Genomic DNA, 11867 nt, shown 5'->3' on the forward strand with positions numbered 1-11867 from the left:
CGGGACAAACGTTACCCCACACTCACCCGTGCCGCTTCATCCTCCGGCCGCTCACCGCCGCGCGCCAGCACCGGCGCGAGCGCCTCGCCCGTATGACTGCGCGCAACGCGCACCAGTTGCTCCGGTGCCGCCGACGCGACGATCGTGCTGCCGCTCGCGCCGCCTTCGGGACCGAGGTCGATGATCCAGTCCGCCTCGGCGATCACGTCGAGATCGTGCTCGATCACGACGACGCTGTGCCCCGCGTTGGCGAGCCGGTGCAGCACGCGGATCAGCTTCGCGACGTCGGCCATGTGCAGCCCGACCGTCGGTTCGTCGAGCACGTACAGCGTGTGCGGCGCCTTCTGCCCACGCCGCGTGATGTCGTCGCGCACCTTGCTCAACTCCGTGACGAGCTTGATGCGCTGCGCCTCGCCACCCGACAGCGTCGGCGACGGCTGGCCGAGCGTCAGATAGCCGAGCCCGACGTCCTTCATCAACTGCAGCGGATGCGAGATGTTCGTCATCGACGCGAAGAACTCGACGGCCTCGTCGATTTCCATCGTCAGCACGTCGCCGATGTTTTTGCCGCGCCACGTGACCGCGAGCGTTTCCGGATTGAAGCGCTGGCCGTGGCACACGTCGCACGGCACCTTCACGTCCGGCAGGAAGCTCATGCCGATCGTGCGCACGCCCTGCCCTTCGCATGCGGGGCAGCGACCATCGCCGGTGTTGAACGAGAAGCGCGACGCGCTGTAGCCGCGCGCCCGTGCTTCGAGCGTTTCGGCGAACAGCTTGCGGATCGTGTCCCACAGGCCGATGTAGGTAGCCGGGCACGAGCGCGGCGTCTTGCCGATCGGCGTCTGGTCGACTTCGAGGACTCGGTCGATCGCTTCCCAACCGGTGATCGACTCGCAGCCGTGCCACGCGTGGCTTACCGTGAACGCGGGCCGCGGTGCGCAACGCGCGAGCACGCTCGAACGGCGGTTCGTGCGCGGCTCATCCTGCTGCACGGCTTTGCGCGCACGCCGCGTCGCCGGCGACGACAGCACCGACCGGCCGACCGCGTCGAGCAGATTGGTCATCAGCACGTCGCGCGCCAGGGTGGACTTGCCCGAGCCGGACACGCCCGTTACCGCGACGAGCCGCCCGAGCGGAATGCCGACGGTGACGTCGCGCAGGTTGTGCAGCTTCGCGCCGTGCACGGTCAACCATTGCTCCGGCACTGCTGGCCGGTTCTTGCGCGGCGGTTCGACCGTGCGCCGCGCCTGCAGCGGATGCGCGATCGGCCGCGCGAGAAACTGCCCGGTCAACGACCCGGGCTGCGCGGCCAGATCGGCGACGCTGCCTTGCGCGATCAGCGTGCCGCCGCGCTTGCCCGCGCCCGGTCCGATATCGATGATGTGATCGGCACGGCGAATCGTATCTTCGTCATGCTCGACGACGACCAGCGTGTTGCCCTTGTCGCCGAGTTTGCGCAGCGCGTTGAGCAGGATCCGGTTGTCGCGCGGATGCAGGCCGATGGTCGGTTCGTCGAGCACGTAACAGACGCCCTGCAGATTGCTGCCGAGCTGCGCCGCGAGCCGGATGCGTTGCGCTTCGCCACCGGACAGACTCGGCGCCGCGCGATCGAGACTCAGGTAGCCGAGCCCGACTTCCTCGAGGAACTGCAGCCGGCTACCGATCTCGCTGACGACGTCGCGTGCGATGTCCGCGTCGCGCCCCGTCAGCTCGAGCCCGTCGATCCACTGGCGCGTGTCGGTCACCGTCCATTGCGCGACGGCGACGATCGCCTCGCCTTCGAACGTCACCGCGCCCGCGACCGGATTCAATCGCGTGCCGCCGCAATCCGGACACGGTTCGTCGCCGACGCCTTCCGGTTCCTGTTCTTCGGACGGCAGGCTTTGTTCGCGGCCGCGGCCGTCTTCGGCGAGTACCGTGTCGTCGTATGCGGCACGCTGTTCGCGCGTGAGCGCGAGGCCCGTGCCGACGCAGGTCGTGCACCAGCCATGCTTGCTGTTGTACGAGAACATCCGCGGATCGAGTTCCGGATAGCTGGTGCCGCACACCGGGCACGCGCGCTTCGTCGACAGCACTTTGACTTCGCCGATCCGCGCGGTGCCGCGGCTTTTGCCCAGCGCGTCATGCAGGCCGTCGAGCGGTGCGAGCAGATGCATCACGCCCTTGCCGATCTCGAGCGTTTCATCGAGCCGGCGACGCAGTTCCGCTTCGTCGTCGGCCGATACGACGAGGTCGGCCACCGGCAGTTCGATCGTGTGTTCGCGGAAGCGATCGAGCTTCGGCCACGGATCGACCGGCACGAACTCGCCATCGACGCGCAGATGCGTATTGCCGCGCGCCTTCGCCCACTTCGCGAGATCGGTGTACACGCCCTTGCGGTTCACGACGAGCGGCGCGAGCAGCCCGACGTGCTGGCCGCGATGATCGCGCAGCAATTGCGCCGCGATCGACTCGACGCTCTGCGCGGCGACCGGCGTGCCGTCGTGAATGCAATGCTGGATGCCGAGCTTCACGTACAAGAGACGCAGGAAGTGCCAGACCTCGGACGTGGTCGCGACGGTACTCTTGCGACCGCCGCGCGACAGCCGCTGCTCGATCGCGACCGTGGGTGGAATGCCGTACACCGCGTCGACCTCGGGCCGGCCGGCTGGCTGCACGATCGAGCGCGCATACGCGTTCAGCGATTCGAGGTAGCGGCGCTGGCCTTCGTGGAACAGGATGTCGAATGCGAGCGTGGACTTGCCCGAGCCGGACACGCCGGTGATCACGTTGAACTTGCCGTGCGGGATATCGACGTCGAGCGCCTTCAGGTTGTGCTCGCGCGCGTTGACGATGCGCACGACACCCTCGCCTTCGACCGCGCGACGCGCCCGCGCCGCCGCGAGTGCGGTTTGCAGCGGCAGGCCCGACGCTGCTGTGTCCGTTTGCGCGACACCGATCGCGCGGTCGTACTGCGTCAGCGCGACGCCGGTGTGCGAGCCCTCGCATTGCTTCACGTCGTCCGGCGTACCCGTGCACAGCACGAGACCGCCGCCGTCGCCACCTTCGGGACCGAGGTCGATCAGCCAGTCGGCCGCGCGGATCACGTCGAGGTTGTGCTCGATCACGATCAGCGAGTGGCCGCCCGCGAGCAGCTTGCCGAACGCGCGCATCAGCTTCGCGATGTCGTCGAAATGCAGGCCGGTGGTGGGCTCGTCGAACATGAAGAGACGGCCAGCGGTTTGCGGTTTCACGGTACGTGCCGGGCGTGCATTGCGTGGCGCCGCCGTTTCGGCGAGGAAGCCCGCGAGCTTCAACCGCTGCGCTTCGCCGCCCGACAGCGTCGGCACCGGCTGGCCGAGCTTCACGTACTCGAGCCCGACGTCGACGATCGGCTGCAGCACGCGCAGCACATCGGCATCGGCCGCGAAATACGCGACCGCCTCGCTGACCGTCAGATCGAGAATGTCCGCGATGCTGAGCGCGCGCGCCGGTGCGCCATGCTCGATTTTCACTTCGAGAATTTCCGCGCGATAGCGGCGACCGTCGCAATCGGGGCAGCGCAGATAGACGTCGCTCAGGAACTGCATCTCGATGTGTTCGAAGCCCGAGCCGCCGCAGGTCGGGCAGCGGCCGTCGCCCGAGTTGAAGCTGAACATGCCGGCGCTGTAGCCGCGCTGCTGTGCGAGCGGCGCCTTCGCGAACAGCTTGCGGATTTCGTCGAACGCGCCGACGTAGCTGGCCGGATTCGAGCGCGCGGTCTTGCCGATCGGCGACTGGTCGACGAACACGACATCGCTGACGTGCTCTGCGCCCGACAGATTGCGGAACGCGCCCGGCGATTCCGTCGGGTTGCCGAAGTGGCGCGCGAGCGCCGGGTACAGCACGTCCTGCAGCAGCGTCGACTTGCCCGAGCCCGACACGCCCGTCACGCAGACGAGCCGCTGCAGCGGAATCTCGACGGTGACGTCGCGCAGGTTATGTTCGGATGCGCCTTCTAGCACGATGCGCGGCGTGTCGTCGGTGACTTCGCGGCGCGCCCAGTGCGCGGCGTCGGCGACGTGCTTGCGACCCGCGAGATAGTCGCCGGTCAGTGTGCCGGCCTTGCGGATATCGGCGGGTGTGCCGTCGTAGATGATCGTGCCGCCGCGTTCGCCAGGACCTGGGCCCATGTCGATCAAACGGTCCGCCGCCAGCATCACCGACGGATCGTGCTCGACGACGACAAGCGTGTTGCCCGCGTCGCGCAACCGATGCATCGCCTCGACGATGCGGTTCAGGTCACGCGGATGCAGCCCGATGCTCGGCTCGTCGAGGACGAACAGCGTCTTGGTCAGCGACGTGCCGAGCGCGGTGGTGAGGTTGATCCGCTGCACCTCGCCGCCCGACAGCGTACGGCTTTGCCGGTCGAGCGTCAGATAGCCGAGCCCCACGTCGCACAGATATTTGAGCCGCGTGCGGACTTCCGCGAGCAGCAGCTTCAACGCGTCGTCGAGCAGCGCGCTCGGTAGCGCGATGTCGTCGAAGAAACGGCGGATGCGCTCGATAGGCAGCAGCATCACGTCGTGCACCGTGAGCCCCGGCAGCGCTTCGAGTTGCGCGCGATTCCAGTCGACGCCGCGCGGCAGGAAACGCTGCGTCGGCGCGAGCACCGAGTCGGCGTTCGCCTTCGTGCCGAGCCGCCATTGCATCGATTCTGTTTTCAGCCGCGCGCCGCCGCAGACTTCGCACGGCGTGTAGCTGCGGTACTTCGACAGCAGCACGCGGATATGCATCTTGTACGCCTTCGATTCCAGGTACTCGAAGAAGCGCTTCACGCCGTACCACTGACTCTGCCACTTGCCGTTCCAGTCCGGCGAGCCGGCGATCACCCAGTGGCGCTCCGCGTCGGTCAGGTCCGCCCACGGCGTATCACGACGGATGTCGGCTTTCGCCGCGTAGCGCATCAGGTCGTCCTGGCATTCTTTCCACGCGGGCGTCTGCATCGGCTTGATCGCGCCGCCGCGCAACGTCTTGCGCGCATCGGGGATGACGAGGCCGAGATCGACGCCGATCACGCGGCCAAACCCGCGACAGGTTTCGCACGCGCCGTACGCCGAATTGAACGAGAACAACGCAGGCTGCGGGTCTGCGTAGCGCAGATCACTGTCGGGGTTGTGCAGGCCGGTGGAGAAGCGCCATATCGTCGCGTCGACGTCGGCGCTGGTCTCTGAGTTGTCGGCCGGCAGCACGTACACGTTCACGCGGCCCGCGCCGCGCTTCAGCGATGCCTCGATCGCCTCGACCGCACGCGCCTTGTCGACGTTGCGCAGCCGGAAGCGGTCCGCGACGACGTCGAGCACCTTGCGCGGGCCTGTGGGCGATGCGACTTCGCGCTGCGCCTGCACGCGCGTATAGCCGCTCGCGGACAGCCATTGCTCGATCTCCGCATCCGACGCGGACTCGGGCAACTCGACCGGAAACGTGACGACGAGCCGCTGATCGTCCGCCTCGGTGCGCGCGAGCAGTTCCGCGTAGATGGTTTCGGGTGTGTCGTGCCGGACCGGCTGCGCGTTGCGCCGGTCGAACAGTTCGGCCGCGCGCGCGTACAGCAGCTTCAGATGGTCGTTCAGCTCGGTCATCGTGCCGACCGTCGAGCGCGAACTGCGCACGGGGTTGGTCTGGTCGATGGCGATTGCCGGCGGCACGCCGTCGACGCGATCCACCTGCGGCCGGTCCATCCGGTCGAGAAACTGCCGCGCGTACGCGCTGAACGTCTCGACGTAGCGCCGCTGGCCTTCTGCATACAGCGTGTCGAACACGAGGCTCGACTTGCCCGAGCCGGACGGCCCGGTGACCACCGTCATTTCACCGGTGTGCAGGTCGAGATCGACGTTCTTGAGATTGTGCTGGCGAGCTCCGCGGATGCGGATGGTTCCGTGAGAGGACAATTTGCTGACCGTCTGAAGGGGTTGATCCGGCTTCAGGACATGGCGCTGCGAGAGCCGGAATTGACCGGAACACTATACTGTATGTTTATACAGTTTTCTACCCTGACTGTAGACGTAACAGCTTTCCTTGCTGGCCATGATGCTCAAAAGTCGTTATCGAGCTTTTCGACGCGTGCGCGTGTCGGTCGTTTTGCCGCTTCGAGAATCTTTCCGTGCTGATCGGTATCGGGATCTGCAATGCCGGCGGCGGAATCGAGCAGGCCCAGTGCCCAGAGTACGGTCAGCAATGTGCCATTCGCGATTCCTGAATCGCCCTGCTCGAGTCGATACAGCGTGCGACGGGTGATCCCGCAGGCACGCGCAAGATCATCCTGGCTCTTGTTCCGCCGGATACGCGCGATACGGATGCGCTGGCCAAGCTCGGTCACGAGCTTTCGCACTTCGTACGGCTCTTGCCTGAATGAGGTTGGAATATCTGTTTGCCCCCTCGGCTGGGAGCCGACCGATACATCTGTGTGGGCCATTATTTACCCAATAGTTGCGTTAATGGGTTAAATATAGCACATCGACGTCAAATCTCGATGTCTGAGTCCAATATCGCCCGCAACCCCTGTTAATGGGTTGTATATAGCCCATTTACGAAGAATCCCAGAGTGGTCGGCGTGGGAGCCGACCGCCACCCGTCAGCCGGCTCACCCATCACACGACGATTCGGTCCCTGTCGTGAAACAGCTGCATCCAGTACGGATAAGGCACATGCGGCTGCGAAACCTGATCCAGACGTTCGGTCTGCGCCGCGCTCAACCTGGTTTGCTGCGCTTCGAGGTTAGCGGCCAGTTGGTCTGGCGTGCGCGCCCACGATGACCGAACTGACTTCGCTGCGCCCCAGAATCCAGGCCAGCGCCACCTGAGCCAGCGCCGCGTTCAATTCCTTCGCGACGTCGCGCGTAACGGGTAGCTCCTGCGTCAGACCTGGTGCGTCGGAGAATCGGAAGGTGTGCGCTCCGCGTGCAGCGGCTCGACATCTTATGCGACGCTCCTCAGCGAAGTGCAGCTGCCACCGCCTCGTCGATCTGCAGCGCGAAACGCGCGTCAACATCGGGGACCGTGTAGCCAATCGACAGTTCCAGATACGCGTCGCCTAGCACCAACTGGACGAATGTCGCTGCCCGGAATGCAGCAGTCGATTCGTCAAGTCGCTTTCGCAGAATTCTTGCGGCGACGGCACGCACGACCTTTGCACCATTTTCGTAAAACACCTGGCCGAGTTCCGGAAGGCGCTCGGCCTCAGCAATGACGGCCCGGTAAAGCCGCAGATTATCCGGCGCGATAAGGCTTCGTGCCAGCAACCATCCCAACTCGCGCAACTCGACTTCGGGTGATCCATCGGATTGCTCGTCCTGAGCGCCGGCAAGAAATCCACCCACCTGAGCGCACATCGAGCTCACCAGACCAACGAAGAGCGCCTCCTTCGACTTGAAGTGGCGGTAGACCGTCTGTTTGCCGACGCCAGCGGCCGCAGCGACATCGTCCATCGTTGCCAGGCCGAAACCCTGGCTTAAAAAAACGTTTTTCGCGCCGTCGAGGATGGCGGACCGCTTGCGGCGTTGCAGCGGGCTCAGGTCGGGGAGAGAAGACGTGTTCATAGAAGATAAATAACAGATCATCCAGCAGTTGACAAGACTACCCAGTCTCGTTTAGATTTGTCAAAACGAGACCGACAAGTCTCGTTTGTGTGATTTATCAACTTTGCAGGCAATCATCAAGGAGAACGCTTTGAAACTGTTCATTACAGGTGGTACGGGCTACATCGGGCAAGCGGTCGCGCGCAAGGCAATCGGCCTCGGCCATCAGGTGACGGCGCTGGTGCGCGACGACAGGTCGGCGGCCGCGAGCGCGCTGGCAGGTCTCGGCGTGAAACTGCATGGCGGCGACCTGCGTGAGCCACAGTCTTTCGCTGCGACTGCCGGTGCCGCTGATGGCGTGGTGCACATGGCGTCGACCAACGATGCTTCCGCCGGTGTTGCCGACAAGGCCGCGGCCGAGGCGATGCTTGCGCATTTGCATCCGGGCGCGGCGTTTGTCTATACGTCGGGCACCTGGGTCTACGGCAATACGGAGGGGGAGCCCGCGACTGAAGCATCGGCGCTGAACCCGACACCACTCGTCGCCTGGCGGCCCGCAGTGGAGCAAGACGTGCTGGCGCTGGCAGCACGCCGCTCGATTGCCGCAGTGATTCTCAGGCCGGCGATGGTGCACGGCTACGGCGGCGGCATCTTCGGCATGCTTGCCGGGATGGTCCGTCAGACCGGCAGTGTGAGGGTCGTTGGCGATGGTCGCAACCACTGGCCTGCCGTGCACGTCGATGATCTCGCCACGGCTTACCTGAACGCGGTGGAGCAGGCAGCGAGCGGGAATGGTCGGGTCACGGGACAGATCTTCAACGTGGTCGCGGAAGATGCCGTTGCCGTTGCCGAAATGGGCGAAGCGATTCGCGCCTCGGTCGGCGCCGACCGCGTCGAATTCTGGCCGCTCGACGATGCTCGCCAATCGCTTGGGCCATTTGCTGACGCACTGGCGCTCGACCAGACGGTAAGCGGCCAGCATGCCCGGCGAGTTCTTGCGTGGGAACCCCACGGCCCGGGCCTGATTGCGGACCTCTCTGTACAGAAGCACTTTCAGCAAAGCAACGGAGCATGACGATGGCGTTCAACACTGCATCTCTCGAATCGATTCTCGCGGCGATCCTGGCGGTTCTGTTCGCGGTTGCCGGGATGGTCAATCTCGCGGGACCCGGCGCGGTGAAGCGCGACTTCGCACGCTGGGGTTATCCGGCATGGTTTCGGTTGCTCTGCGGCACTCTCGAGCTGTTCAGTGCGGCACTTCTTCCTGGACAACAAACCAGAGTCCTGGGCCTGACGCTGGCCGGTGCGATCATCATCGGCGCGCTTTTCACGTTGGTACGAAATCGCGAGCCGTTCCGGCATCTCGCCCCGGCGCTGATGTTCTCGGCACTCGTTGTGGCTACTGTGGCGGTCCGCGGTTGAGGCTTGCTCGCCTTCAGCCGCCCTTCTATCCGATCACCGCATGATCGGCTGCATATAGGAAAGCGGTGATTATCAAACGAGTCGACGAAATCCAGAATGTCTCCATGGTTCCGGGATGAGCCCGAACCGGTCCGCCACCATGCCGTGGCACACCAGCAAGGAGCATCGCAATGGATATCAGGACGAGGGAAACGAGCATTCATGTCACGGAACAGGGTGACGGCGAGCTGGCACTCGTGTTTCTGCACTATTGGGGAGGATCGTCCCGCACATGGGACGCGGTTGCCAGCGAACTGTCGAGCCAGTATCGGGTCATCGCCACCGACCATCGTGGATGGGGAGACTCGGAGGCGCCCGAACGGGGCTACGCGATCGCCGATCTGGCGAACGATGCACAGGATGTGATCGAAGCGATGGGGCTGCGGCGCTACGTTCTGGTGGGTCACTCGATGGGCGGGAAAGTAGCGCAGTTGATCGCATCGCGCCGGCCTGACGGACTCGAAGGTATCGTGCTCGTGGCTCCGTCGCCCCCTTCGCCGATGGCCCTTGCCGACGAGCAGCGCGCGGCGATGGCTGCGGCCTACGATTCGCGCGAATCCATCGAGTGGTTGCTGGACAACGTGCTGACAGCAAATCCGCTCACCCCGACGCAGCGTGATCAGGTCGTCGTCGACAGCCTGCGCGGCGCGCCGCAAGCCAAGGCTGCATGGCCCAACGCCGCAATGCTCGAAGACATCACGGGCCACGTCGGCTCCATCGATGTACCCGTGCTGGTGATTGCAGGCGAACTGGATCAGATCGATCGCGTAGAGACCTTGCAGAAGGAACTGCTGCCCCGGATTGCTGGCGCACGCCTCCATGTATTGCCTGGGACCGGGCACCTGTCGCCGCTCGAGGCTCCTTCTGCGCTCGCGACGGTGATCCGGCAGTTTGTCGGCGAACGGGCATCGAACGGCAATACCGGAAGGCCCAACGCGCCGGAGCAGGTTCCTGTCGCCTTCGATGCCGCATTCAATGCGGGGGATATCAACGGCCTGCTCTCCCTGTTCAACGATAACGCGACGATGCGGATGGCAGACGGTGAAAATGTCGCAAGCGGTCGTCAGGCTTTGCGTCGCCAGTTCTCGCAACTCTTGAAGGCGGGGCCACGCATCCACAACCAGGTGCGGCTGACGCTCGTCAGCGACGACGTCGCACTGGTATTGCTCGACTGGGCGGTGACCGCGACGCTGCCGGATGGTCAGCGCGCCAGTCAATCCGGCACCGCTACGCAGGTGATGACACGTGACGATGAAGGCGTATGGAAGCTACGGATCTCCAACCCGCTTGGGACCAGGCAAACCCTCGAATAGGCCGCTGCCTGGCCACCGCGAAGATTGTCGGACGCGGCGGGTTCGTCGCCGCACGCGGGAGACATAACCGCTGGAACGACGGGTTCGGTGCCTATGCGCGTTTGCTGCCGTGAGCACGGCGTTGGCGCACAGGGCGTGACGGCGCAATGCGATCCCACGGCGGCTCGTCGCCGAATGCAGCTGCAAGATAATCGAGGAAGTGGCGCACCTTGAGAGGTACATGACGTGCGCTCGGATAGACCGCCTGGATCGTCAGTTCCGAAGCGTGGTACTCCGGCAGCAGTTCGACGAGTGTTCCACGCGCGATCTGCTCTCCAAACACGAACGTCGGCCCGTAGACGATACCGGTACCGGCAAGTGCCGCTGCAAGCAGCATCTGGGTGTTGTTGGCGGTCATCCGGCACGGGCCATCGATGACGTGCACGCGATGCTTCGCGTCGACCAGCGTCCAGTCGCCGACGGACACGGCTTCACTAAACGTGAGCCGCGGTGCTTTACGCAGGTCGTCCGGGCTGCGCGGCGTTCCGTGGTCCCGGAGGTAGTCTGGAGACGCACAGATCACCATTCGACAGGGCGCGAGCCGACGCGCGACCAACGTGGAATCGGGCAGGCGTCCGATGCGTACTGCCACGTCCACGCCGGCTTCCAGAAGATCGACATAGCGGTCGCTTAGCGACACTTCGATGTTTACGTGCGGGTACGCTTCCAGGTATTTCGCGAGGAGTTCACCGAGATGCATTGTCCCGAAGGTGACGGGAGCGGCGATTCTCAGCACGCCACGGACGGTTCCGCTAGCATCGCTCGCCTCGCGATTTGCCTCGTCGCAGGCTTCCAGAATTCGCCTGCATCGCTCGTAATAGGCGTGACCGACATCAGTCAGACGCAGGCGGCGCGTAGTGCGCTGGAGCAACCTCGCATTCAGCCCGGCTTCGATCGCGCTGACGTACTTGCCGGCCATCGCCGCGGATAACCCAAAGCGTCGCGCCGCCGCCGCGAAACTGCCTTCGTCGACGGCCGCGACGAACACTCCCATTCCAGTCAAGCGGTCCATTCGTTCCTCAATTCGATAGCGAGGCTATCGGACAGGTGAGCACGGAACAGAATTATCGACTGAATGGGAGGTCAATGGTTTCGGCTACCGGGACTTTGGTAAGCGTCGTCTGGTGGTTGCAGAGCGGACATCGACAGTCCCTCTCCAGGCGAGCTGGCCTGCGCTTATCCCTGGTTCTTCAGGCCCAGCACCTCGATGGCTTCGATCGCCGGTGGTACCGCGAAGAGTTCACCGGCTTTTGCCATCAGCGCCTGGGCTATCGGCCCTTGCAGATGAGCTTGCCGGTTGGGCTCACTCTCGAAGGCGTCAAAGATGCCGAACGAACTGGGCGAAAGCCGCAGCGCGAACCAGATCGGTGTCGTTTCCTCCCTGTTCGCCATTTCGAGCCCAGCCGCGAGGAAGTCGGCGACTGCCTGCTCCTGGCCCGGTTTGGCTTCCAGGCGGACGAAAAGTGCGAATTTGATCATAAGAAAAACCTCCAGTCAGGTTGCGCCGCAGAGGACGCGTA

General features: G+C 64.4%; 8 protein-coding genes. 3 read left to right on the forward strand and 5 right to left on the reverse strand.

Going from position 1 to position 11867, the window contains the following annotated elements:
- Positions 1 to 11: 11 nt before the first annotated feature.
- The 3 genes from uvrA to ACREXZ_RS09915 all read right to left on the reverse strand — a co-directional run bounded on the left by uvrA (position 12) and on the right by ACREXZ_RS09915 (position 7555).
- A complete protein-coding gene (gene uvrA / locus ACREXZ_RS09905) occupies positions 12 to 5909 on the reverse strand; it encodes an excinuclease ABC subunit UvrA (RefSeq protein ID WP_431763874.1) in 5898 nt (1965 codons plus the stop codon).
- A gap of 143 nt (positions 5910 to 6052) precedes the next feature.
- Positions 6053 to 6433, reverse strand: coding sequence for a helix-turn-helix domain-containing protein (locus ACREXZ_RS09910; protein ID WP_431763875.1), 381 nt, complete (start codon positions 6431 to 6433; stop codon positions 6053 to 6055).
- A 516-nt stretch (positions 6434 to 6949) separates the two neighbouring features.
- The gene (locus tag ACREXZ_RS09915; protein WP_431763876.1) at positions 6950 to 7555 is read right to left on the reverse strand and encodes a TetR/AcrR family transcriptional regulator; all 606 of its coding nucleotides are present in this window, start codon (positions 7553 to 7555) and stop codon (positions 6950 to 6952) included.
- A 130-nt stretch (positions 7556 to 7685) separates the two neighbouring features.
- Between ACREXZ_RS09915 and ACREXZ_RS09920 the strand changes: the two genes are divergently transcribed.
- From ACREXZ_RS09920 to ACREXZ_RS09930, 3 genes are all read left to right on the forward strand, one after another.
- Positions 7686 to 8609, forward strand: a complete 924-nt coding sequence (locus ACREXZ_RS09920; RefSeq protein WP_431763877.1) for an NAD-dependent epimerase/dehydratase family protein — start codon at positions 7686 to 7688, stop codon at positions 8607 to 8609.
- Between the two features lie 2 nt (positions 8610 to 8611).
- Positions 8612 to 8956, forward strand: coding sequence for a DoxX family protein (locus ACREXZ_RS09925; protein ID WP_431763878.1), 345 nt, complete (start codon positions 8612 to 8614; stop codon positions 8954 to 8956).
- Positions 8957 to 9126: 170 nt separating this feature from the next.
- The gene (locus ACREXZ_RS09930) at positions 9127 to 10308 is read left to right on the forward strand and encodes an alpha/beta fold hydrolase (protein ID WP_431763879.1); all 1182 of its coding nucleotides are present in this window, start codon (positions 9127 to 9129) and stop codon (positions 10306 to 10308) included.
- A gap of 91 nt (positions 10309 to 10399) precedes the next feature.
- Here ACREXZ_RS09930 and ACREXZ_RS09935 read toward each other — a convergent pair whose 3' ends face one another.
- Both ACREXZ_RS09935 and ACREXZ_RS09940 read right to left on the reverse strand, forming a co-directional pair.
- Positions 10400 to 11359, reverse strand: coding sequence for a LysR substrate-binding domain-containing protein (locus tag ACREXZ_RS09935; RefSeq protein WP_431763880.1), 960 nt, complete (start codon positions 11357 to 11359; stop codon positions 10400 to 10402).
- A gap of 164 nt (positions 11360 to 11523) precedes the next feature.
- Positions 11524 to 11826 carry a putative quinol monooxygenase gene (locus ACREXZ_RS09940; RefSeq protein WP_431763881.1) on the reverse strand — a complete coding sequence of 101 codons (303 nt, stop codon included), beginning with the start codon at positions 11824 to 11826 and terminating at the stop codon, positions 11524 to 11526.
- Positions 11827 to 11867: the final 41 nt, after the last annotated feature.

This window comes from Paraburkholderia sp., from assembly GCF_050742655.1.
Classification (GTDB): domain Bacteria; phylum Pseudomonadota; class Gammaproteobacteria; order Burkholderiales; family Burkholderiaceae; genus Paraburkholderia.

What these genes read in the sequence shown, in the direction of transcription:
- ACREXZ_RS09940 (WP_431763881.1), bottom strand. Translation starts at nt 11,826, where the DNA reads ATGATCAAATTCGCACTTTTCGTCCGCCTGGAAGCCAAACCGGGCCAG.
- ACREXZ_RS09910 (WP_431763875.1), bottom strand. Translation starts at nt 6,433, where the DNA reads ATGGCCCACACAGATGTATCGGTCGGCTCCCAGCCGAGGGGGCAAACA.
- ACREXZ_RS09935 (WP_431763880.1), bottom strand. Translation starts at nt 11,359, where the DNA reads ATGGACCGCTTGACTGGAATGGGAGTGTTCGTCGCGGCCGTCGACGAA.
- ACREXZ_RS09915 (WP_431763876.1), bottom strand. Translation starts at nt 7,555, where the DNA reads ATGAACACGTCTTCTCTCCCCGACCTGAGCCCGCTGCAACGCCGCAAG.
- ACREXZ_RS09925 (WP_431763878.1), top strand. Translation starts at nt 8,612, where the DNA reads ATGGCGTTCAACACTGCATCTCTCGAATCGATTCTCGCGGCGATCCTG.
- ACREXZ_RS09930 (WP_431763879.1), top strand. Translation starts at nt 9,127, where the DNA reads ATGGATATCAGGACGAGGGAAACGAGCATTCATGTCACGGAACAGGGT.